The 25456-nt window shown below is 33.3% G+C and carries 18 protein-coding genes and 3 pseudogenes; 16 read left to right on the top strand and 5 right to left on the bottom strand.

Annotated features, from left to right (window positions below; genetic code table 11):
* The 10 genes and pseudogenes from V7S50_RS33165 to V7S50_RS33120 form a co-directional block, all read left to right on the top strand.
* Positions 1-234: pseudogene (locus V7S50_RS33165) on the top strand (serine hydrolase domain-containing protein); the annotation flags it as partial.
* Between the two features lie 771 nt (positions 235-1005).
* Complete coding sequence (locus tag V7S50_RS33160) at positions 1006-1596, top strand: sensor domain-containing protein (RefSeq protein WP_242251466.1); 591 nt, start codon at positions 1006-1008, stop codon at positions 1594-1596.
* Positions 1597-1600: 4 nt separating this feature from the next.
* A complete protein-coding gene (locus V7S50_RS33155) occupies positions 1601-3391 on the top strand; it encodes a helix-turn-helix transcriptional regulator (RefSeq protein WP_242251467.1) in 1791 nt (596 codons plus the stop codon).
* A 645-nt stretch (positions 3392-4036) separates the two neighbouring features.
* Positions 4037-5074: a serine hydrolase domain-containing protein gene (locus V7S50_RS33150; protein ID WP_242251914.1), complete on the top strand. Its 1038-nt coding sequence runs from the start codon at positions 4037-4039 to the stop codon at positions 5072-5074.
* Between the two features lie 783 nt (positions 5075-5857).
* Positions 5858-6805, top strand: a complete 948-nt coding sequence (locus V7S50_RS33145; protein WP_063224258.1) for a sugar-binding transcriptional regulator — start codon at positions 5858-5860, stop codon at positions 6803-6805.
* A 307-nt stretch (positions 6806-7112) separates the two neighbouring features.
* Positions 7113-7784: a deoxyribose-phosphate aldolase gene (deoC, locus tag V7S50_RS33140; RefSeq protein ID WP_001017444.1), complete on the top strand. Its 672-nt coding sequence runs from the start codon at positions 7113-7115 to the stop codon at positions 7782-7784.
* 102 nt (positions 7785-7886) lie between these two features.
* Positions 7887-9068, top strand: coding sequence for a NupC/NupG family nucleoside CNT transporter (locus tag V7S50_RS33135; RefSeq protein ID WP_063224257.1), 1182 nt, complete (start codon positions 7887-7889; stop codon positions 9066-9068).
* Between the two features lie 36 nt (positions 9069-9104).
* A complete protein-coding gene (locus V7S50_RS33130; RefSeq protein WP_242251468.1) occupies positions 9105-10406 on the top strand; it encodes a pyrimidine-nucleoside phosphorylase in 1302 nt (433 codons plus the stop codon).
* Between the two features lie 33 nt (positions 10407-10439).
* The gene (locus V7S50_RS33125) at positions 10440-10835 is read left to right on the top strand and encodes a cytidine deaminase (RefSeq protein WP_000358520.1); all 396 of its coding nucleotides are present in this window, start codon (positions 10440-10442) and stop codon (positions 10833-10835) included.
* Positions 10836-11069: 234 nt separating this feature from the next.
* On the top strand, positions 11070-11552 hold the full coding sequence (locus V7S50_RS33120; protein WP_242251469.1) for a CcdC family protein: 483 nt from the start codon (positions 11070-11072) through the stop codon (positions 11550-11552).
* Between the two features lie 47 nt (positions 11553-11599).
* Here the strand turns inward: V7S50_RS33120 and V7S50_RS33115 are convergent, their stop codons facing one another.
* On the bottom strand, positions 11600-11830 hold the full coding sequence (locus tag V7S50_RS33115; protein ID WP_063224254.1) for a DUF896 domain-containing protein: 231 nt from the start codon (positions 11828-11830) through the stop codon (positions 11600-11602).
* Between the two features lie 244 nt (positions 11831-12074).
* Between V7S50_RS33115 and V7S50_RS33110 the strand changes: the two genes are divergently transcribed.
* Positions 12075-12992 (top strand): hypothetical protein, encoded by a 918-nt coding sequence (locus tag V7S50_RS33110; RefSeq protein ID WP_242251470.1) that lies wholly within the window; start codon positions 12075-12077, stop codon positions 12990-12992.
* Positions 12993-13044: 52 nt separating this feature from the next.
* Here the strand turns inward: V7S50_RS33110 and V7S50_RS33105 are convergent, their stop codons facing one another.
* Positions 13045-13764 (bottom strand): urease accessory protein UreH domain-containing protein, encoded by a 720-nt coding sequence (locus tag V7S50_RS33105; RefSeq protein ID WP_242251471.1) that lies wholly within the window; start codon positions 13762-13764, stop codon positions 13045-13047.
* A gap of 15 nt (positions 13765-13779) precedes the next feature.
* The gene (locus V7S50_RS33100; protein WP_242251472.1) at positions 13780-14772 is read right to left on the bottom strand and encodes a F510_1955 family glycosylhydrolase; all 993 of its coding nucleotides are present in this window, start codon (positions 14770-14772) and stop codon (positions 13780-13782) included.
* Between the two features lie 221 nt (positions 14773-14993).
* Between V7S50_RS33100 and V7S50_RS33095 the strand changes: the two genes are divergently transcribed.
* From V7S50_RS33095 to V7S50_RS33085, 3 genes and pseudogenes are all read left to right on the top strand, one after another.
* Positions 14994-16277: an aminopeptidase P family protein gene (locus tag V7S50_RS33095; protein WP_063224251.1), complete on the top strand. Its 1284-nt coding sequence runs from the start codon at positions 14994-14996 to the stop codon at positions 16275-16277.
* A 117-nt stretch (positions 16278-16394) separates the two neighbouring features.
* A pseudogene (locus V7S50_RS33090) lies at positions 16395-18049 on the top strand (multicopper oxidase family protein).
* 638 nt (positions 18050-18687) lie between these two features.
* Positions 18688-20382: an SH3 domain-containing protein gene (locus V7S50_RS33085; RefSeq protein ID WP_242251475.1), complete on the top strand. Its 1695-nt coding sequence runs from the start codon at positions 18688-18690 to the stop codon at positions 20380-20382.
* A gap of 181 nt (positions 20383-20563) precedes the next feature.
* Here the strand turns inward: V7S50_RS33085 and V7S50_RS33080 are convergent, their stop codons facing one another.
* Positions 20564-21109, bottom strand: coding sequence for a hypothetical protein (locus V7S50_RS33080; protein WP_242251476.1), 546 nt, complete (start codon positions 21107-21109; stop codon positions 20564-20566).
* Between the two features lie 333 nt (positions 21110-21442).
* On the opposite strand from V7S50_RS33080, the pseudogene topB reads away from it, so the two are divergent.
* Both topB and V7S50_RS33070 read left to right on the top strand, forming a co-directional pair.
* Positions 21443-22993: pseudogene (gene topB, locus V7S50_RS33075) on the top strand (DNA topoisomerase III); the annotation flags it as partial.
* Between the two features lie 1063 nt (positions 22994-24056).
* The gene (locus V7S50_RS33070) at positions 24057-25100 is read left to right on the top strand and encodes a hypothetical protein (RefSeq protein ID WP_242251477.1); all 1044 of its coding nucleotides are present in this window, start codon (positions 24057-24059) and stop codon (positions 25098-25100) included.
* A 131-nt stretch (positions 25101-25231) separates the two neighbouring features.
* Here V7S50_RS33070 and V7S50_RS33065 read toward each other — a convergent pair.
* Positions 25232-25456: transposase (locus tag V7S50_RS33065; protein ID WP_336376810.1), on the bottom strand; the 225-nt coding region annotated here is incomplete at its 5' end.

Genomic DNA, 25456 nt, shown 5'->3' with positions numbered 1-25456 from the left:
ACTACAGTTCCTACAGGAATTGCTGAAATCGGCAGATATGGTCTTGGAATCTATGAAACTAAACTTCCAAACGGTGTATCGATATGGGGACACACAGGTGGCTCTCCAGGTTTTTCTACTCTTGCTGGAGGCACACTTGGAGGAAAGCATACATTGGCAATCAACTTAAATAACCGCATAGCTAATAGTCCTGATCCTTTTAAAAATATTTTACTTGCTGAATTTCGCAAGTAGGCAAAAAGGAAAAACGGATAAACTTTGTCATAGTTTATTTTTGAACAGCTGACTCATTATATCATTTTCAACAAAAACTGACGTTCTAGTATTTCGATAAAATGATGAAAATAAGGACAAATATAAACTAAGTACAATAAGTGTTTAAGAATTATTCACTGTAAAGAAACAAGAAGTTAATCAAGGTTTTTTATCCTCCACAACTAGGTAACCATGATTATTTTATTGAAGTAGGGAGGTGAAATCCAAAAGCATAATAATTTTATATGCAGCAAGCACCTAAGATATGTTACTGGAATAACAAGGGTAGGTATAGATTTATTTGGAAATACAAAAAAATTTTATCTCTTAAAATCTATTACTACGTATTATTTAGTAGATGAAATGTGGAACCAAGGAATTTATACGTATGATGCATGAAATCAAGGAATTGATTATGACACGTCGTTTCTTTCAGGAATCCTTATTATAAGGATTCCTATTTTATATCAAAAAATTTGCAAAGAAAAAAGATAAAATCGGGAGTACAATCTTATCTTTAGCATAAAGAATTAGCGTATGAACAGAGTATAGCAAGTGGCGAATCATATTCGATAGTGAACTTTTTGTCATATTTATAAAGGATAACAAAAGTTGAGTGGAATAAGGCTGTATTGATAGTTATGTCATACAAACCATGACATTTTAACACTACCGTATTTGACAGAAAAATACTTAGAATAAAAGAGTGGCTTTTAACGCATTAGCAATGAAAGAGGAGGAGAGATATTAATGACGAAAGCATTAGCTCAAAAAACTTTGCAAGATTTTTATTTCTTGTTATTTACCTTTGTATCCGGTTTTTTTTACTTTTGTTTCTATCTGATCAGCGTTACATTTGCATTAGTAATGACGATTATCTTTTTGGGTATTCCCTTATTAGCATGGGTGCTGCAAACAACTCACACGTTTGTTCAGTATGAACGTATTCAGACAAAGGTTTATACAGATATATCGATAGAGTTATTCGAACCAAGAAAAAAAGAGGAGGGAGATAAATGGATTAAAGCGAGAGATACAATCCTCAATAATAGCAACTGGAGGGCTATTTTTTGGCTCATGCAGAAATTTTTGGTCGGAATAATGAGTCTTATATGTGCTGTTTTACTGTATGTAATGCCACTAGTATGTATCGTTACACCCTTACTTTTTCGATATTTTAATATATACTTATTGGGCATAGCTGTGGATTCATGGGAGACAGCAATTTTTGTCATGATTGTTGGTTTCATTCTCATCGTGATACATAATTTTATTGGAAACTGCTTAGTTCAAATTATTGGAATGTACACGCGTTCCATGTTTAAAGCTATAAAGGAGTGATAATTTGTTTAAGACTTTGAAACTATGGTTTTGGTATGATTGGACCTTACTTTGTATACGTTTTATTATTTGGCTATCATTGATATCAACGACTATCCAACAACAAGATCATTTGACAGTACCATTTTGGATCATTATTCTTTGGGAAATAGTTTCATTCTCAGTACCTTGGATTTGTTTAATGTTTAGTTATCGCTATTATTTGTTTACTGAAATAATATTATTTGGCGGAGTGTGTTTCTATTTAACTTTATTATTTCCGTCAGCGTATCTTACTTTTTTAATGCCAACTTTTATGATTGCGGCAAATAGTGCTCATAAATCTTACCGTTGGTCGGGTCCTACCACAATTATTTTATTCCCATTGCTTATTGCGATATTTTCCAAAGTAACAGATTTATGGGCAATCATCCTACAACTCAGTTTAGCTTTTGCTATGGGCTCTTTCTTTCGTTTACTGGCTATTAATTACCGTCAAAGTGAAACTATTCGAAACCAGAAACATGTATTGGAACAATACGTATCCCAAGTTGAGCGGATTACATTACTTGAGGAACGTGACAGGCTCTCAAAAGACTTACACGATACGATGGGGCATTCCTATACTTCAATTATTATGGGGATGGAAACATTACGTATGGAATTAAAGTCTAAAGAAGGAGAGCAACAGCTCGATTCATTATTACAATTGGCCCGTAACAGTATGGAAGAAGTAAGGCTGTATTTACATCAATTGGATTTATCGCAAGAATCGCTTCCCTTAGCTGTCACATTACAACAATTGACAGACGAATTTAAGAAACATGTAAAAGTAAATGTACGTACTCAAATAATAGGGGAAGAGTATATGGTCTCTAAACAATCAAAAATGACACTATATCGGAGCTTGCAGGAATCACTAACAAATGCTGTTCGCCATGGGCATTCCACAGAAATCATTGTGTCACTTCATTTTGAACCACAACAGATAAGATTGGATGTACAGGATAATGGCTGTGGGGCAGAAGAATGGAAGGATGGTTTTGGATTAACTGCAATGAAAGAGCGTGTAAGTCAGTTGCAAGGAAGAGTCATTGTTTATTCCAAAAAAGGGGAAGGGACATTAATTTCATGTGTTTTACCAAAACAAGTACAACTTTCTAATGAACAAATCCGCCTGTGTATTGTCGACGATCATTCTTTTATCCGAGAAAGTCTTCATACAATTTTGGATGGACAGGAGGATTTACAAGTAGTGGGAATGGCTGAAGATGGAGAACGGGCTTTGGAATTGTGTGAGAGATTAAAACCAGATGTAGTATTAATGGATTTAGAGATGCCAAATCTAGATGGGATTCATGCGACTAAAGTGATTAAGGAAAAATGGCCGGACATTCGTGTACTCATTCTGTCAACCTTTCAGAATACAGAAAGGGCAAAAGAAATCATACGAAATGGTGCGGATGGATACTTATTGAAATCCATAGATTCGCGTGAACTAGCTGAATCAATTCGTCTAGTCTATCGAGGAGGCACGATGATTACTCATGACTTGTTCCATAGAATGTGGGAAGAAAATGAAGAAACAGGATTATTTGAATCACGATCAGATGGAAAAGAGTATGGATTAACGAAACGAGAATTAGAGATTTTGGAACTATTATCACAAGGAAGCCGTTATAAAACAATAGCTTCGACACTTTACTTGTCAAACGGAACGGTAAGAAATTACGCCTCCAATCTTTATGAGAAGCTAGGAGTTAAAAATCGAGAAGATGCAGTACAAAAGGCAAAAGATATAGGATTACTTTCTTGACTCTCTCACTTGAACTAGTTAGCTGAAGTCAATGGGGAACTTACAGATAATACAGGGCATTACTACCCAATCCTACATTTGAAACTAAAATGAAAAATAAAGATTTGGAACGCCACTGCTTTTTTGTGAATAAAGTTGTTTAAAAAGGTTATTCGGATTTTCTTATCGAAAAAGTAAAACACTATAGACGATGACTATAAAATTTGTAGACTATAACTGAAATTGAAACAAGGTTTAAGGTAGATGAATATTTTATTCAAAACTATTTTCACAGAGGTCTGGTAAATAGTTTTTATATTCGCTAGTACATCGGTCCTAAATCTGAAAGCAAGATAGGTGTTTTGGTCAATAACATCTGTAATATAGATGTTATTGACCCAATTTAGAAAATATCTATTAAGTTGCCATGAGTAATTAATTTTAGAATTGAAAGAGGAATTTCTGTAAATTCGAGGATAATAATACTCACTAAATTAAAGCTCTCTATAAAGAGAAGAATTTAGAAACTAAAGAAATTAGTATAATAGTGCTTGATTGTAGTCAAATATAAAATAAGTCGTTTTGAATTGAAGTAAGATGTGTAATTGGAAAAGATAACAGGTTAATATATTTCTAATCATTTAAAGGGAAGGGCATGTGATTGAGGTGAATAATACATATAATGAAAAGACGCATACATCGATTAAACAATTATTAAAAAAGTTTTCATCAAAAGCTCCTGGCTGTGCATATATTGCTAGTTTAGATAGCGAAGTAACTTATAAGGGTGCAGTTGGCTTAGCTTCTATAGAGAAAAATCTACCCATAACTACCAAAACCGTTTTTAATGTAGCCTCAGTTTCTAAACAATTCACAGCATTTTCTATATTACTCTTAGAACAAGAGGGGAGATTAAGTTTAGATGATTCAATTGTAAAGTTTGTCCCTTCTATAGGAGCATATGCTGAACCTGTAACATTGAGACAACTAATTCATCACACTGGTGGACTAGTTGATTATATGGAATTGGCTGAAGCAGAGAATATTAAATATACTGACAAATTAACTGTAGAAGAATCGCTAAAACACCTTAATGGTCATCAAATCGCAAGGTTCCCAGTTGGCACAAAATTTGAGTATAGCAATACAGGGTATTTTTTATTATCACAAGTGATAGAGAAGGTAAGTGGCAAGTCTCTATGTCAGTTTACAAAGGATTGTATTTTTGGTCCTTTAAATATGAGGGCCACAACAATTGTGGATTACTATCCAACTACTGTAGCAATTGCTAGTGGATATTCGAAGAATGAGCAGGGAACATATAAAATCTATGAAAGCCCTTGGGAACATACAGGAGATGGGGCAGTTCATACAACAGTTGAAGACCTGGTAAAATGGGGAGAAAATTTAACGACAGGTACCGTTGGTGGAAAAGACCTCGTTAAAAGAATGAGCGAAATAGGTCCGAAAATTTCTCCAACTGGAGAGACAATTATTGACAATGAAGATTATGCTTTTGGGCTGAGGCTTGCAAAAGGTTTTAACTGTCGATACTTAGAACATTCAGGAAGTTGGGCAGGTTATCGTTCACACTTCATGCGTTTTCCAGAAGAATATTTGTCTGTTGCGGTACTAAGTAACTATGATGAATTTGACTCTAAAAAATATGCTAATAAAATAGCAGAAATTGTTTTAGAAAAGTAAAAAAATAGATCTTAGAATACAGTATTTGGATTTGGTTTATATTGTTTAAAAGAATTTACCTTACACTTTCTCAAAATCCAATCAAAAAACGGAAATGACCTTAGAATCAGATTGGTATTTTTAATATTAGGAATACTCAATACGATTGTTGCGGTAATATTACAAAATGAGTATCCCTGCATTCTCATTTTTATTTAATAAGAACGTAGGGACATAATAAATACAAAGTTTGCGTTGTGGGGGGTAATAGCTTTTCTTAGATTCCTTCGGTGTTGCTTACCTGCCTGATAACTTGTTTATCTTTTTTGAAAAATAATACCTACCTAAGTTTATTTGGCGTTCTCATTTTTAAGGAGAAAAAGTGTTTTAAGGGTTTTTTAGTTTATTTAAACAAAAGTTCACTTTGTTTCGGTTCTTAAGTTGATGGGAATGGGTCACCATCAAAATGCAAATTTCGCACGCTAAGGAATTTCTATGTTAATAAACTTGGTTTTACCGTACATTAAGGAAGCTCCATAAACGATATTTAATGTTTGTTATTGAATGGCTTTGTTATCGTTACTACAGAAAAAGCAAAAAAGAATGAATTGCATATAAATCGATTTATATGTTTCAAGTGTATTTATATTGAGTTTGTAAATCTACACAATAAGATTTCATTGTATATAATAAGTGTAATAGAAGTTCAGTTAGATAAAATTCGGTAGTCGAAATTTCTTACATAAAGCTGTATAATGCTTGTAACGAAAAGGAAATGCAGGAAAGGATATGTAATGAGTTACTATGGATAAAGATAAACAACAATTAAGCGTTGAAGTTGCGAGGTTATATTATCAATCAGATTATAGTCAGCAAGAAATTGCTAATAAATTAAATATTTCAAGACCGACGATTTCGAGATTATTAAAGTACGCGAAAGAAAAAGGGTTTGTTCAAATTAGTATAGCCGATCCATTTGCGGATTTAGATAACGTTGGGAATTTATTGAAAGAAAAGTACAGCTTGTTAGAGGCACATGTCGTATTTTCTCCAGTGCCAGAATATGCAACGATTACAGAGTATATAAGTAAATATGCAGCTGAGTATATGGAAAAGACGGTTAAAAACGGTGATATCGTTGGTGTAAGCTGGGGAATGACGATGTATGAAATCGCTAGAAAAATCGTACCGCAACATGTAAAAGGGGTAGAAGTTGTCCAGTTAAAAGGCGGTATTAGTCATTCGAGTGTAAATACATATGCGAATGAGACGATAGCTTTATTTGCAGATGCTTTTCAAACGACGCCAAGAAATTTACCTCTTCCAGTTATATTTGATAATGCAGTGACAAAAGAATTAGTAGAGCAGGATCGACATATTCATCACATTATCGAAATGGGGAAACAAGCGAATATTGCAATTTTTACTGTAGGAACAGTGCGAGACGAAGCACTATTATTCAGATTAGGTTATTTCGATCAGGATGAAACAAGTTTACTCAAAAAACAATCGGTCGGTGACATTTGTTCACGTTTCTTTGATGGAGATGGAAATATTAGTAGCGAAGAGATTAATCAGCGTACAATTGGAATTGAGTTAGAGGAACTGAAATTAAAGAAACGCTCTATTTTAGTTGCAGGTGGTAATAGAAAAATAAAAGCAATTGATGGTGCGTTACGTGGCGGGTATGCAAATGTTTTAATTATTGATCAGCATACAGCAAAAGAACTGTTACATTATCAAAAAGGTTAGAAATAAAAGGCTTTCTCAAGATGTTAATCTTGAGAAAGCCTTTTATTTTGTTATGTATGAATTATAGAGGTCTTTTTTGAACACAAATTTCCTTTTTAAAAATAATTATGGATATTGAGATACATACTACCATTGTTAACATAAAAATTTTGATTTTATATATGAAGTGTTTCTTATTTAGAATGCACTTTATTTACTATAAGAAAATTCCTTTTTAAAAAGAATGAACAAAATTTCAAAAGTGTATTTACATTTGTTCAACTAAGAGTTAGAATGAAGTTGTTAAAAGATATGAGGAGTGATAATAATGAATATTGCAAAGTTAATTGACCATACAATTTTAAAAGCTAATACTACAAAAGAAGATGTTATGAAAGTAATCGAGGAAGCAAAGGAATATAAATTCGCTTCTGTTTGTATTAATCCTACATGGGTGAAGCTAGCTGCTGAAGAATTAGCTGGACATGATGTAGACGTTTGTACTGTAATCGGTTTCCCATTAGGAGCAAGCACGACTGAAACAAAAGCATTTGAAACAAAAGATGCTATCGCAAAAGGTGCAACTGAAGTTGATATGGTAATCAACGTTGGTGCTTTAAAAGATGGCGACAACGAATTCGTTGAAAAAGACATTTATGAAGTAGTACAAGCAGCAAAAGGAAAAGCTCTTGTAAAAGTAATCATTGAAACTTGCCTATTAACAGATGAAGAGAAAGTACGCGCTTGTGAATTATCAGTAAAAGCTGGTGCTGATTTCGTAAAAACTTCAACTGGATTCTCAACTGGCGGAGCAACTGCTGAAGATATCGCATTAATGCGTAAAACAGTTGGACCAAACGTTGGTGTAAAAGCATCTGGTGGCGTTCGTACACGTGAAGATGCAGACAAAATGGTAGCTGCTGGAGCTTCTCGCGTTGGAGCTAGTGCTAGTGTTGCAATCGTATTAAATGATGCAAAAGGTGCTACAGATAACTACTAATCATTAATGAAGTCGTGAGCAATAGATACACAAAGTAAAGTGTATCTATTGCTTTAACAATTGAAACAAATGTAAGCGGATACGAATGGGAGGAAACGGCTTATGAAATACTTAATCGGTGTTTTTGGCCTCGTATTGATTTTAGGTATCGCTTGGCTTGCTAGTAATGATAGAAAGAAAGTCAAATATCGCCCAATCATAACGATGGTTATATTACAATTCATTTTGGGGTTTCTATTATTAAATACAAGTATCGGGAATATATTAATTAGCGGAATAGCAGATGGTTTTGGAGAGCTATTAAAATATGCCGCTGACGGTGTGAATTTCGTATTTGGTGGATTAGTAAATCAAAAAGAGTTTTCATTCTTTTTAAGTGTATTAATGCCAATCGTATTTATATCAGCTTTAATAGGTATTTTGCAACACATTAAAGTGCTACCTATTATTGTGAAATCTATCGGTCTAGCATTAAGTAAAGTAAATGGAATGGGGAAACTAGAATCATATAACGCTGTAGCTTCTGCGATTTTAGGACAATCTGAAGTATTTATTTCAGTTAAGAAGCAACTAGGATTATTGCCAGAGAAAAGAATGTATACATTATGTGCATCTGCAATGTCTACTGTTTCGATGTCTATCGTTGGATCATATATGGTGTTATTAAAACCGCAATATGTTGTAACCGCTTTAGTGCTTAACTTATTCGGTGGCTTCATCATTGCTTCTATTATTAACCCTTATGAAGTTACTGAAGAAGAAGATATGTTAGAAGTACAAGAAGAAGAAAAGAAGACCTTCTTTGAAGTATTAGGGGAATACATTATAGATGGATTTAAAGTTGCGATTACAGTAGCAGCTATGTTAGTCGGTTTTGTTGCTCTTATCGCATTCGTTAATGCAGTATTTAAAGGTGTAATCGGTATTTCATTCCAAGAAATCCTTGGTTATGTATTTGCGCCATTTGCATTTATTATGGGTGTACCTTGGCATGAAGCTGTTAATGCCGGAAATATTATGGCAACAAAATTAGTATCAAATGAATTTGTCGCTATGACAGATCTAGCACAAGGAAACTTTAATTTCTCAGATAGAACGACAGCGATTATATCTGTATTCTTAGTTTCATTTGCAAACTTCTCTTCAATTGGAATTATTGCAGGAGCAGTTAAGAGCTTAAATGAAAAGCAAGGGAATGTAGTCGCAAGATTTGGTTTGAAATTACTTTTCGGTGCAACATTAGTAAGTTTCTTATCAGCAACAATCGTGGGCTTATTATTTTAATAGATTCATATAATATAAAAAGGAATGGTGATTGTAATGAGAATGGTAGATATTATTGCGAAAAAACGTGACGGTAAAGAATTAACGACTGAAGAAATCAAATTCTTTATTAATGGATATACAGACGGAAGTATTCCTGATTATCAAGTGAGTGCACTTGCAATGGCAATCTTCTTTAAAGATATGACAGATCGTGAGCGTGCAGATTTAACGATGGCAATGGTGGAGTCTGGAGAAACGATCGACTTATCAGCAATTGAAGGAATTAAAGTAGACAAACATTCAACTGGCGGTGTTGGTGATACAACAACATTAGTATTAGGACCATTAGTAGCTGCTTTAGATGTACCAGTAGCAAAAATGTCTGGTCGTGGTTTAGGACATACAGGCGGAACAATCGATAAATTAGAAGCTGTAGAAGGATTCCACGTTGAAATTACGAAAGAGCAGTTCATTGATATTGTAAACCGTGACAAAGTAGCTGTTATTGGACAAACTGGTAACTTAACGCCTGCAGATAAAAAAATCTATGCATTACGCGATGTAACAGGAACAGTAAACTCTATTCCTCTAATTGCAAGTTCAATTATGAGTAAAAAAATTGCAGCTGGTGCCGATGCAATCGTACTTGATGTGAAAACAGGTGCTGGCGCATTCATGAAAACAGAAGAAGATGCAAAAGAATTAGCACATGCAATGGTACGTATCGGAAATAATGTAGGACGTCAAACTATGGCTGTTATTTCAGACATGTCACAACCACTTGGTTTTGCAATTGGTAACGCTCTAGAAGTGAAAGAAGCGATTGATACGTTAAAAGGCGAAGGGCCAGAAGATTTAACAGAATTAGTACTCGTATTAGGAAGTCAGATGGTTGTACTTGCGAAAAAGGCAAATACATTAGAAGAAGCGCGTGAAATGTTAATTGAAGTGATGAAGAACGGAAAAGCAACTGAGAAGTTTAAAGAGTTCTTAAGCAATCAAGGCGGAGATAGCTCGATTGTAGACAATCCAGAAAAAATGCCACAAGCGAAATATGTAATTGATGTACCTGCTAAAACTTCAGGTGTTATTTCTAACATTGTTGCAGATGAAATCGGTATCGCAGCTATGCTACTTGGTGCTGGCCGTGCAACAAAAGAAGATGAAATTGATTTAGCTGTAGGGTTAATGTTACGTAAAAAAGTGGGCGATGCAGTAAAAGAAGGCGAGCCGTTCGTAACGATTTACGCAAATCGTGAAAATGTAGAAGATGTAAAAGCTAAAATTTATGAGAACATTTCTATCGCTGAAACAGCAGTAGCTCCTACATTAGTTCATACAGTTATTACTGACTAATCATCATTACACTTACTTTGAGGGGGAAATAATATGGATAAGAAAAAATATATTGAAGAAGCAAATAAGATGTTAGCAAAAGCATATATTCCGTATTCAAAATTTCCTGTTGGTGCAGCGTTAGTTACGAAAGAAGGTAAAATCTATACTGGTTGTAATATAGAAAATGCTTCTTACGGTTTATGTAACTGTGCAGAAAGAACAGCGATCTTTAAAGCAGTATCAGAAGGTGAGCGCGATTTTAGTTACTTAGTTATTACAGGCGAAACGGACGGACCGATTTCACCGTGTGGTGCTTGTAGACAAGTAATTGCTGAATTCTGTGATCCGAAAATGCCTGTATTATTAACGAATGTAAAAGGCGATGAAAAAGAAGTAACTGTTGAGCAGTTACTGCCAGGTGCTTTCTCAATTGAAGATTTAAAATAAGTTAAAAAGCCATTTCGCAATTTATAATTGTGGAATGGCTTTTTTATTTTCAGAAATTGAGTGTAATATTTTGTTCATATTCCGTTCATATACTTTGCGTAAAATGATTGCAGCGAATATATAAAATTTACAGCAGGAGGAATAGAATAAAGAAATTATATAATGCAGCATTTACTTCATTATTTGTTTATGATTTTGCTCGAAAAATCTTTTAAATAGATAGGGGTGGGGAGTATGAGTTTAGCACTTTTATCAAGTATCGTAGCAGTCTGTATAGCTGTTGGAGTAATGTTTCTTCGCTTGAAGGCAGCAAAAAAGCCGGTAACGAAAAAGAAAATAATATTGCCGCCACTTTTTATGAGTACTGGCACCATAATGTATTTTTTACCGGAGTTTCGATTAACATCGTTAGAAATAGTAGAGGTAATTATCGCAGGGCTTATTTTCTCTATATTTCTTATTAAAACAACAAAGTTCGAAATAAGAGATGAACAAATATATATGAAACCGTCAAAAGCATTTATATTTATTTTAGTCGGATTATTAGCTGTACGAGTAGCATTGAAATTATATTTAAGTCAATCGATTGATTTAGCAGAGTTAAGCGGAATGTTTTACTTACTCGCATTTGCGATGATTATATCGTGGAGAATTGCGATGTATCGCTCATATATTAAATTGGAAAAGAACATAAAAAGAGCTGGAATTTCTATATAGGAAATCCAGCTTTTTTTATGTTTTATTGAAATTCTTTAGCGCGGAACTCATTTGCTTAATTTTAAACGTATTTGAGCATCTTGTAATGCCGCCGGGGTAACGTTAAGACCATGTTGATCAACAATTTTTGTGTTTAATAAAATGGAATCTAAGCTTCCACGAAATGTTTGTGTATAGTTTTGACGCAACATTTGTTGTTCTTGTTTTTCATCAACTGTTAATCCAGATGCTTTTTCTTTTTTTGATAATTCGTTAATACGGAATAAAATGTTTTTCATTTGTTTCACCTCTAGTTAAATTTAATTACATTAGCTACTTACTAATGTATAGTTATTGTAACCTATCTCTCATTAAGTGTCAACGCCTATAAAAATTTCTTTTTTGTAAGGGTATGGGTTGAGAAAAGATGTAAATAACTTACTAATACTTGAAATAGAAAAGATAACAATATACAATACCTTAGTAGGGTATTGTATATTGTTTTACATTATGAAAGTAATAAGCAAAAAGGAGTATGTAATAATGAATGCAGTAATTTCAAAAAAAGAAACAATCATCTCATATACGATTGCTATTTTATTTATTTTAGCTATGGTAACAGCGGGTGTGTTATTGAATGATCCGGAAGTCATTTTGCCGGAAATAGCAGCGATGGCAATTGCTTTATGGGCGTATCGTGAGCCAGGTTGGTTAAGGCAGCCAGAAAAAATCTTTATTGCACCGTCAATAACAGCTGTGATTGGTTTTATGGTTAATCAAATGGATATAGCCTATTTAGAGAAAGTAAGCATAACGCTTGTATTTATGATGCTGTTTTTACGTGTAATTCAATCTAATTTAGCACCATCTATTGCGACAGGTTTATTACCATTAGTAACAAATGCGACGGAATGGTCATTTGTTATCGCGGTATTCGCTTTAACATTTATATTAATGCTTGGTGTTCTTATATTTAAATTAAACAACGGTATTGAGCGAAAAGTGCATATTCAATATAAATATATGATTGTATTTCTCATACTAAATTTTGTGTGGATCAGTTTATGTTGGATAACTGGTTATGAACAATTGGCAGTGATTCCACCAATATTAGTTGTTGTGTATGAATCACTTCAAAAGCCGATGTATAATGAAAAAATGGCTTTTAAACAAATAGTAGTACTAACTATATCGGCAACTGTTGGAACGGTATTGTATTTTACAATTAATTCATGGATTATAGTTACGTTATTAAATATGATATTGATGCTTATATTATTAAAAATTATCGGTGTACGTATTCCAGCAGCGTATGCATTTCCATTATTGCCGCTCGTATTTCCTGATGAAACGATAAAGATGTTACCAGTAGCTTCATTTGTTGCGGGGGTATTTTTATTTGGTGCAGTACTACTGTATAAAAAATGGGAGATGAAGCAAAAGGGCATGCAGAAGAGTTAAATATAATTTGTAAAAAAGGTAAGTTCAAGTCACTGGAACTTACCTTTTTTATTTATACCCAATATAAAGATATATCATAAAGTCCAACTAAAATGAGTAGTACCCCTGCTATAAGCTGAATGTTTTTTCCTACTTTTCTGCTCTTTTTAAGTAGTGCCCCATTTAATCCAAGGTAGGAGATGATAAACATTAATATAACGATAGGGAGAGCAGTTCCTATCGAAAAGAATGTTGGAAACAAGTATCCATAATTAGATGAGAAAGATAACGGGATTAATGTTCCGAAAAATAGAACGAACATAGTTGGGCAGAAAGCTAAGGAAAAGAAGAATCCGAGTAAAAATGAACCAATTTCATTTTGTTTTCGTATAAATTTGAAAGAGAAGAAATTTATACCTTTTATAATACCTGCCAACATGAGCCCCATTAAAACTAATAAAGGTCCCATCATTTTTCTTAACCATGGGAAATACAAAGTCAATATTTGCTGAATCTCTTTTCCTAAAAACCATACTAATAGTCCGAGTGTCGTAAAAGCTATTATTTTTCCTAAAATGAATAACAGTATATGTTTCCATGCATATCCCTTTTGTAAAGATTGATTGCTATAAAGTGTAATAGCACTAATGTTTCCTGTTAATTGGCAAGGAGCAAGGGTACCTACTATACCTAATAAAAACGCAAATAAAAGAGGAATTGATTTCGTAGTATTCGCGATAGCCATTAAAGGAGACATGAGTTGATAACTCCATTCACTAATTGCTGAAAACACGTTATATTCACCTTTCTAATTAAATTGGAATGTGCCCTCTTTAGTAAGTTGCTTCCACGTTTTACCTTCATCTGTAGAGAGGAACACACTTGCTTTCGCTGTAGCAAATACGATTTCAGCTGAATTTTGAGGGTTTTGTGATATATACATGATTGTATCTTTAGAGTCTAAAGATGGAATTTGTATGCTAGTTTCTTCGTTTGTAGCAATTGATTTTTTCGTTAGTGATTGCTCATTTTGCTTATTGATAGAGGCATATATCATGTCTTCATTACTTAATGTAACTGCGGTCGATTCAATTGATTTAGAAAATAGTTCAAATGTATTTCCAGAATCCGTAGATAAATATACGCCGTCTTTAGCGCTTACTGCGACTACACTAGATTGATCCGGATGTACTGAAAAGGAATGAATCGTACTTGAAAGACCTTTTAACTTACTATTTTTCCAATCTTGTCCGTTGTTCGTACTGAAATAAAAACCTTGTTGTAATTTAGAATTTGGACGCTCATTGTATAAATAAATTGCTTCCGTATTATATCCGACAGCGAGGTTATGAAAATCAGATTCTCCGTAAAACGCTAGCTTTTCAAGAGTATTACCGCCATCAGAACTTTTCATTAATCCTAAAGGATTTTTTAAATTTGCATCTGGTTCAGGATGACCGCTGGCAAAAAATCCATTTCTCGTTGCCTGGAAGCCCATATAATCGTGTAGCTGTTTAGCAGTTTCTAACCATTTTCCATTTTGATAAACTTTTATACCACTGTGGGTTGCGATAGAAATCCCCGGCATATTTCCTACAAAGCCAATTCCGTGAATGTGCTCGATTTTTCCAGATGTAATCTCTTTATAGAAGTTTTGCGGAATCGTATTTACTGTTTCTGTGTTTTTTGTCTGAGATTGTATTGTTTCTTTCTTTACTGTTGCTGTTTCGGCGTTGCTAGAACATCCTGAAATGATTAATAAAGAAGTAATTGCTAATCCTGTTGCCACATAATGCTTCAAATTTGTAGGCTCCTTTCCTATATATGAGATTTTAAGTATATGGAATAAATGTCAAGAAATTGTGGAGTGGTATGCATAATTTAGCTTAAAAGGGGCCCTAATAATGAAAATTTTCCTGTCTCTATGAGTACTATTAATTGACGAAAAATTATAACAATAATAGAATAATTGTATTGGATAATTAGATTTACAAGCATACATAGAACGCTAGGGGGATTATAATGAAATCAACATTCTTTGCTCAAAATAGAGAACGATTAGTAAACACATTACCAGATGAATCTATTACTATTTTATTTGCTGGACAAGCACCTCATATGTCAGCGGATGCACATTATAAATTTGTGCCAAATCGAAATTTTTACTATGTAACAGGAATCGATGAACCAAATGTTATTTTCATGTTGAAAAAGTTTGGAAATAGTGTAGAAGAAATACTTTTCATTGAAAAGTCAGATCCAGTAATGGAAAAATGGGTTGGTAAAACAGTTTCTAACGAAGAAGCAGAGAAAATTTCAGGTATAAAAAAAGTTGTATATTTAGATAGCTTTGAAAAAACAATGTCAAATATACTTTTTACAGAAAATGTGAAACATCTATATTTAGATTTAGAACGTCGTGAGTGGAATGGTACAGAGACAAAAACGCTAGCGTTTGCTAAACATGTAAGAGAACAATATCCACACGTAACAATTGGTAATGTATATCCGAACATTTGTGAATTGCGAGTGTTTAAAACAGATGAAGAAATTGAAATTATTAAAGAAGCAATTGCTGTAACGAAAGACGGTATTTACAATGTGTTAAAGCATGTAAAAGCAGACATGATGGAATATGAATTAGAAGCTCAGTTTGATTTCACACTAAAATCATCTGGCATTAAGCATCATGCGTTCAATACAATTTTGGCAAGTGGGAAAAATGCTACAGTTCTTCATTATGAAGATAATGATGCACAAATTCAAAATGGTGATTTAGTACTGCTAGATTTAGGCGCTCAAAAAGATTACTATAACGCTGATATTAGTTATACATTCCCGGCAAATGGAACATTCTCGAGTCGCCAAAAACAAATTTATAATATCGTATTAAAAGCATTGAAAGAAACAACAGAGATTATTAAGCCAGGCTTAAAGTTCGCTGCATTAAATGCGCATGCTAAAAAAGTACTCGCAGAAGGGTGTAAAGCAGTTGGTTTAATACAAGAAGATGAGGAACTGTCTAAATATTATTATCATGGTGTCAGCCATTTCCTTGGTTTAGATACGCATGATGTAGGGACATACAAAGATAGAGTATTAGAAGAAGGCATGGTTATTACAATTGAACCTGGGCTTTATATTGAAGAAGAATCGATTGGAATTCGTATTGAAGATGATATTCTTGTAACGAAAGACGGATACGAAAACTTGTCAAAAGATATCATTAGAGAAGTGGAAGAAATTGAAGAGTTTATGAGTGAAAATAATGTAAATGTAAAAGAAGATGAAGTTGTTACGAAATAATAATTAGAAGAGACGCTCAATTTTGGGCGTCTTTTTATTTAGCTCATTGCATATCTCCATATTTTCTTGAAAATCATTTTTTATAATGATTTTGAAAAAGAAAAAGGAGGGGTTTCCATGAAGAGATTTTTGTTAACAGCAGTTACAGTCTCTGTCATATCTTTAATTGCTGCATGTTCTGCGACCACAAATACAACAAACGATCATAAAAATATGAATGATAAAAAAACACCACAGACTGAAACGGCTATAAAACCATTGAAAGTTGAAAAAGGACCAGAAGTTACTTTAATAGCGAAAGAAGAAAAGCAAAAATTAAGTAACGGTGTTATTGTTCCAGTCTGGACATTTAATGGCTCATCTCCTGGTCCAGAAATTCGGGTAAAAAAGGCGAAAAGGTGAAAGTGACATTAAAAAATGAACTATCTGCACCAGTATCTATTCATTGGCATGGGTATCCTGTCCCAAATAATATGGATGGAATTCCAGGTGTGACGCAAGATGCGGTTGAACCTGGAAAAAGTTTCACCTATGAATTTGAAGCGAACGTACCAGGAACGTACTGGTATCACTCACATCAAGATTCTGTAAATCAATTAGATAGAGGATTATATGGTGCTCTAGTTGTAGAAGATACAAATGAAAAGTATGATAAAGATTACACATTAATGTTAGATGAATGGATAACAGATAAAGAAGAGATAAATAAACAGTTAAAAGAAATGTCAAAAGGAAAAACAGAAAAAGTAGACGGTAATAAATCTAGTAAGGATAATGAAAATGCGAAAAAGAATGATGATAAGAACAGCAGGGATCATTCCGGTATGGACATGGACGGGAACAAAAAAGACTCTGGCAATATGGCAGGCATGGACCATGGAAAGATGAAGATGGAAGGTCATGAAATGAGTATGTATGATTTATTCACAATTAACGGAAAAAGTGGTGATTTAGTAGAGCCATTAAAAGTGAATAAGGGAGATAAAGTTCGTCTTCGACTCGTTAATGCTGGCTATCTATCGCATGATATACATGTTCACGGTCATGATATAAAAGTAATTGCAACAGATGGCCAACCAATTAATGATCCAAAAGTTATAAAAGACAAAGTAATTTCAATTGCACCGGGTGAACGTTATGATGTTGAATTTACTGCTAACAATCCTGGGAAATGGTATGTTGAAGATCATTCGGTAGATAAAGGTGCGAAAGGAATGAAAACCATTATTGAATATGAAGATAGTAAAGAGATGAAAGACACAGCAAATGAAAAAGAAAAACTACCAAAATTAGATATGACGAAATATGGCGAGAAAAAATTAGGTAGTTTCACACTAGAGCAGCAGTATACTGCCTCATATAATATGGACTTGAATACGCAAATGAATGGAAATGAAATGATATATACAATTAACGGAAAAGTATTTCCGAATATTGATCCAATTCCAGTGAAAAAAGGTGACTTAGTAAAAGTGAAATTAGTAAATCGCTCTAAAATGGATGATCACCCGATGCATTTACATGGTCACTTCTTTCAGGTGTTGAGTAAAGATGGAAAACCGATAGAAGGTTCTCCAATTGTAAAAGATACTTTGAACTTAAAACCAGGTGAAGAATATGAAGTCGCCTTTGTAGCAGACAATCCGGGTGAGTGGATGTTCCACTGTCACGACCTACATCATGCTTCAGCAGGGATGGTAACGGAAGTGAAATATACAGATTATAAATCTGATTATGTTCCAAACCCTAATATTCCTAATAAACCAGAATAATGTGAAAATCATGTAGTTTATTAATGATGTAAAGCAGTTATCTTAATAGGTGGCTGCTTTTATATGTCATGTTGTGAATTGGAAATATTATTTTTATAAAAGTTTAGATAATATGAGGGGGTTATCTTGTAGAAAGAGTTTATAAGGTGAGAACGTTTTTGTTATTTAAGAATTAAAAAACATAGTGTTTTTTGATTAGAAGTGGCTGAATTTAATGTATTATATTGTAGTTCTAAAAGGCTGAATACTTATATTTGACCTTTCTTTTATTTTGTACTACAATTCGTAGTGTGAAAGGAGAAAGGGAATATTTAAGCAAAAGTATAAGTTAAATGAAGAAGGTTTAAATTATGCTTTTTTTGTTTTTGTAGTATTAATTATAGGTGATTATTTGGCGATATTTTTTTCGGAATTTAAACTACAATATGTAGTGTTGAATCGAAAGAATGAGAGGGTTTTCAGAGTGTGATGAATTTAACTTTTCTTTATTACTAGATATAGATGGTGGAAGATAAATAAAAATTCAATATGGATAATAAAAGGATACTTTTGCTGAATAGTTAGAAAGAAAAGAAATGGAAGTTAATATAAAAACATAATGATACTTGAATGTGTTTATAGGAAGGTGTTTTATACTTATGAAAAAGATTTTAGCTAGTGTAGCAGTAGCTTCTGTTACAGGAAGTGTATTTATTAGTACTGCTCAAGCGAAAAATACTGTTATACAAAAAGGCATGAAGCATGAGCAATCTACTGATGTAGTAAAATATGAAAATCAAGTAACAGTAAATACAAATGCTCTACGTGTCCGCACACAACCAAATACGTCTAGTGCAATAATGGGACGCGTGTATGAAGGAGAAGTTTTACAAGTTATTGGAGAAGAAAACAGTTGGCTGAAAATTAATCATAAAGGAAAAACTGGCTATGTAAGTAGTGAATTTGTTTCGGAAAATAGTGTATCAGCGAAGACGAATGTAAGCATGAGTCGTAGTAAAACTGTAACTGCTAATGTATTACGTGTTCGCACACAGCCAAATACGTCTAGTGCAATAATGGGGCGCGTGTATGAAGGGAAAGTTTTACAAGTTATTGGGGAAGAAAACGGTTGGTTAAAAATTAATCATAATGGAAAAGTAGGTTATGTAAGCAGTCAATTTGTAATAGACGGTAGCTCAAATGGAAGCGACAATAACAATGGAAAATTTCAAGTAGCGAGTGGGGATTACAAAGTTAACGTATCCTCCCTCCGCGTTCGTACAGGTCCAAGTACTTCCCATACGATTTTAGGCTCTATACATAAAGGACAAGTTGTTCAAGTAACTGGTGAAATTCAAGAGTGGGTCAAAATTAACTATAGTGGAAAAACGGCTTATATTAGTAAAGATTACATTTCAAAGAGTGGCTCTAATGCAAATGTAGACCAAACAAATGAACAACAAAAGAATGTTACGGTTCAAACTGACGGTACATACATTGTAAACGCTACTTCTTTACGTGTGCGTACCGGCCCTGCTACTTACCATAGTGTAATTGGTGGTGTATTAAACGGACGAATACTGCAAGTAACTGGCGTTGAAAATGGCTGGTTGAAAATTAATCATAATGGAAGAACTGGTTATGTAAGTAGTGAATTTGTAAAATTCGTTAAAGGAGGTACACCATCAAAACCTGAAACCAGTAATCCATCTACTGGAGCAACAGTTGGTGACTACTATGTTAACGTAAGTGTGTTAAATGTAAGGAGCGGCGCTAGTACAAATCATGGTGTAATCGGTGCATTATCAAAAGGAATAAAAGTGCAGGTTCTATTTGAAGAAAATGGATGGGGAAAAATTAATTACAACGGTAAAAACGGTTATGTATCAAGTAAATTTCTATCAAAAACAAGTGAGACTGATGCAGAGGAGCAGCGACAATCCCAAGAGGTAAATACAACAAATGACTTTATTCAACCAGCTGTAGGAAGATATACTTCTAGATTTGAGAAACGTGGTGGGCAAATGCATCACGGATTAGATATTGCTGCTTCAGGAATAGTGCCGGTTGTTGCCGCCGCAGAAGGTGTAGTCACTCGCTCTTATTATTCTACAAGCTATGGTAATGTGGTGTTTATTTCTCACAATATTAATGGACAAACCTATACGACTGTATATGCTCATTTAAAGAGTCGTTCTGTTACTGCTGGTCAAAAAGTAAAGCAAGGACAACAACTTGGCATAATGGGGAATACAGGACAATCTGAAGGACAGCACTTACATTTTGAAATCCATAAAGGTGAATGGAATGCACAGAAGAGCAATGCTATGGATCCAAAAATATATATTGGTTAATTGAAAATTTATTATTTCAACATGGAATTGTATATCTTCTCAAGCAAAGAGAATTTCATAGATTTAGAAGTTTTGGCCTAACGATTCAAAGTGTTTTTTATCTTCATCTGTTAAGAAATAAAAATAATGAAATCGATCCCCTCTACTATGATGAAATAGTAGAGGGGATCGATTATAGTTGCTAATGTTTATGTTGTTCTTCTGTGGAAGAGGTTGGCGGGATATGCTCTGGGAACGTTACAAATATAGTCAGGATAATTACTACACCAATTGAGAGTAATAATGGAAAACGTCGCTGAATAACAGCAGAAAAACTTTCTGATAAAAACTGAATTATACATGACATAGTTATTGTTATAGTAAGTAAGAGGCTAATGAATAATATATTATGGGCTTGTTGAGCGTTTAACATTTCTGTAATCATTGCTCCCATCATACCTGCCATTACCCCAGAGAACATTCCTTCTAAAGCAGTATACAGGTGAAAACGTAGACCGACTAAAAAGCCGATAAATCCACTAATTAAAATAGCAAGCAAAGTAGAATATAGTAATTCCCCTTTAAATAGAATACCTAAATAAAAGCCTATACTTAAACCGATACTCATACTAAAAGACATAATAAATACCATATACTCCATTAGGGTACCCTCACGTTTAGAAATATATGATGTAATAATAATCGAGATACAACAAAGTGTTAAGGCAGTTAATGTATAAGCAAACATCATGATACCTCCCTGTCCTATCGTTCACTTCATCATATGTTCATATGGAGAGTACTTATGCTTATTTATATCTGCATATTATCTGCACAATTTCATGAATATAAGCAAAGAGACGTTTGATTTTTTTTGCGTCTTTTTTTATTTGTGAGCATGTGAAAGAAAGTGTTATATAATGAGTTTCTATTGTGAAGCAATAAAGAATAAGCGTATAATATTATAGTTATCCCATTTGGGGATTAACCCGCGAATGATAAATAAGATTGTTGTTTTATCATCGCTTCTAAACATATAGACAACGAAAGTAACACTGGAATACAGATAGGGAGTTATAAAATGAAATTAATTATTGCCGAGAAACCAGATCAAGGTTTGGCTCTTGTTTCACAATTTAAATATCGCCGGAAAGATGGATATTTAGAAGTAGAAGCAAATGAGTTATTTCCAAATGGAGCGTACTGTACATGGGCAATTGGTCATTTGACGCAGTTATGTAATCCAGAGCATTATCACGAAGAGTGGAAAAAGTGGTCACTTAATACGTTACCGATGATTCCAGAGCGTTTTCAATTTGAAGTAACAAAGTCAAAGTATAAACAATTTAATGTAGTGAAACAGCTGTTACATAATCCTGGGGTAACAGAAATTATTCACGCGGGCGATGCTGGGCGTGAAGGGGAATTAATTGTACGAAACATTATTAATCTTTGTAACGTGCACAAGCCGATGAAGCGTCTTTGGATTTCATCTTTAACGAAGCAAGCTATTTACCAAGGATTTAAAAACTTGCTTGATGAATCAGCTACAATTAATACGTACTATGAGGCGTATACAAGGTCATGTGCGGACTGGGTCGTTGGTATGAATGCATCACGTGTCTTTAGTATTTTGCTAAAGAAAAAAGGAATGAACGATGTGTTTTCCGCTGGTCGTGTACAAACACCGACACTCGCATTAATCGTAAAGCGCGAAAAGGAAATTGAAAACTTTAAGTCAGAGCCGTTTTGGGAAGTATTCGCAACCTTTGATATAGAAGGAAAGAAGTATGAGGGGAAATGGGAGAAGGATAGTGAATCCCGCTTAAAAGACCCTGATATGGCGAATAAAATTGCGGCATTTTGCCAAGGAAAACCGGCGGTAGTAAAGGAAATGAAAACGGAGCGTAAAGAGTTTCAGCCTCCGCTTTTATTTAACTTATCATCACTACAAGCAACGGCAAATAAAGCATTTAAATTTTCACCGAAAAAGACGCTTGATATAACGCAAGCACTATATCAAAAAGGGATTGTCTCTTATCCTCGTTCAGATTCCAACTATGTTACACAAGGTGAAGCGGCAACATTCCCTGATATCTTACAGAAGTTAAGTCAGTTTGATGAATATAAAGGTTTATTACCGGCTCCAGTTGAATCGATTATGAATAATAAGCGTTATGTGAATGAAAAGAAAGTAACAGATCACTACGCAATTATTCCGACAGAGCAAGTTACAAATCCAAGTAGATTATCAGGTGATGAAAAGAAAATATACGATATGATTGTAAGAAGGCTTATTGCAGCTCATTATGAAGTTGCAATCTTTGACTATACAACGATTGTAACGCTTGTAGATGAACGTGCTGAATTTATTTCAAAAGGAAAACAGCAAATTCAAGAAGGATGGCGTAAAGTTATTTTCCAAGACGATAAAGATGACGAAACAATTCTTCCAATTGTAGCTGAAGGTGAAGAAGGAAAAGTTGTAAAGGTGAAAGTGAAAGAAGGAAAAACACAACCACCGAAGCGTTATACAGAAGGACAACTTATTACGTTAATGAAAACAGCTGGTAAGTATTTAGAGAATGAAGAGCTGGAGAAAGTATTAAAGAAAACAGAAGGTTTAGGTACTTTATCTATAAAAAATATGTGTGCATAAATAAGTGAAGTGTAAAAAACGTATACAAATAAGATATAAATGAGTTGTTTCAGGGTGTGCAAAACTAATTTATGTGCATTATTAAACTATGCATCTAGCTTAGCTATAAAAATTATATTATTCAGATTATCAAAAGATAAGTTATTTCATATATTTAAAATTTCTATTCGTGCTTTAACTTGATCAGGAAAAGAAATTACATGTTATATATCAGGGGATTTAAAGTTGGCAAAGAAAAGAATTTATATAGAAATGGCTTATTTTTCTGATAATGAAATTATAAAAGTGATTCAGAATAAAATAGATATAAAAAAATGAAGAGTGAATGAGGATCTATGAGATAATATTTATTTCAAAATAATTTAAAGTGAATAATTCAGATGACGTAATAATGTTTAGTTAGAATAAGTATAAAAGAGAAGTAGATTAGAAGCCTCAAATCAATTCTAATCCAGTATATGTTAAAATGTGGTATAATTTATGTGTATTTAAAAATCAGAAGGTGGATACAGCAATGAATCAAGAATCAAAAAAGGAATATTTGAAAAAAATATTAAGAAAATCAGAAGGGTTCTGTTACTAAAGATTATATTGATTCAATTAACCAAATGTACTGTGGAGAAACCATTAGAGATTTGAAACATGTATAATAAAATCAACATCTCTAATAAGATTTCACGAACAATCTAGAGATGTAAAAAATCTCTTGAACAAAGTGTTGTATTTTATTAGATTTATTGTTTTCGTGATGTGAATTGTGTGTAATAATATAATAAGTAGTGATTTAGTGGCAATTAATCTTAGATAAACTATGGATGTTTGTTTTTAGAGCTCTAATTTTTTAGGAAAGCTTAAAAATATAGGGATGAATGCATCATTGACTATAGTAGTTTTGTATTGGTAGAAAAGTTAGTTATTCTTCCGTTTGGGATAGTAATTAAAATTTATAATTTGATGTGAAAATTATAAATTTTAATTGTTTTTTACGTAAAGTGTGCAATTTAAAATATTTGTAGATGTAGGAGGCATTTTTAATATGCAGAAAATATTACCTATTAATACTGAAATTAATGTAACATGTTTTCAATTTGAGGCCTTTCCCTTAACAATTATTTCAAATTATAAAGAATCTTTTCCATGGATTCATAGTAATTACATACAACTTGCATTCCATAAAGATTTTATAGAAGCTCCAGTACCTTTTAAGTTTTACCTCTTCGATTATAGTTTAGTTCCCTGGCTAAAAGTTCAGAAATTAGATAGGGAAGTATATTCGTTATTTAATGAAGATATAGTAGATTTCATTAAAAAAGCAATTGATTTAGAATATTATGTATATTTAAATGTGGATGAATATTTTATACCACATCGCGCAGCATATAAGAATTACAATAAATCTCACGATATATTAGTGTTTGGTTATAATGAAAATGACTTGGAATTTTCATTATTAGGATACAATGAAAAACAGCTTTTTTCAAAAACTAAGGTTCCGTATGATTTATTTAGAAAAGGCTTTCAAAATCTTAGTAATATAAAAAATGATTGCAATCAAATTTATCTTTATAGATTTGAAAGGAACACGAAGTACAATTTTAGATTGAGTGTTGTAATAGATTCTCTAAAAGAGTACTTGTTTTCTAAGAATTCTGCCGGGAAATTTAATGCATTAGCTGAACCGGAAAATCTTGTGTTTGGAATTGAATGTTATAACTATTTAGTCGAATATCTAGATTACGAAAGAGAAAGGGCTTCTTTTATAGATTTAAGATATTTACAAAAGCTCTTAGAGCATAAGCTATGTATGCTAGAAAGAATAGAATATTTAGAACAGGAAGGTTATGTAGAGAAAGAGCATGGTTGTTCTATTAAATATAACGACGTAGTAAAAAAATCAAAAAGTATAAAACTACTTACTATGAAATTTAACAAAACATATAATGAATCGACACTTGAAAATATTAAAGAAACGCTTAAAGATATTAAAGATTTAGAAATTGAAATTCTATCTAAGTTAATTGAAAAATTAGAGTACAAACAGGATATAGATAATAAACAAGAAGGTGGTAGTAATTGGTAGGGTGATTAGAAATTTAGATATCCATTAAGAGTAGTTTAACTACACTCTGGAATCTTTTTGATTTTAGTGAAAGAAAACCATATAAAATAATAGAATTTAGATAAATAGCCCTCCATCTAACCAAAAAGGGGTTAATGGAGGGCTATTTTTTTCATGTTTTGGCAAGCACCGGTGAGGTAAGCTTGCATTTTGACAGACTTCAGCCCTCGAAACCGGGCATAGCGGTAGCCATGTAGTTCTTTGGCATCCGCAAAGCTTTGCTCGGTTCCGTTGCAAAGTAGTTTACACTCTAGAAAAAAGGTACGAGGAGAATCACAAATGCGATATTTTAAAGGGAAACAGTTCAAGAAGGATAT

Source organism: Bacillus sp. CCNWLW194, assembly GCF_037120585.1.
GTDB lineage: Bacteria > Bacillota > Bacilli > Bacillales > Bacillaceae_G > Bacillus_A > Bacillus_A basilensis.
This window is presented reverse-complemented; position numbering and strand designations above follow the sequence as displayed.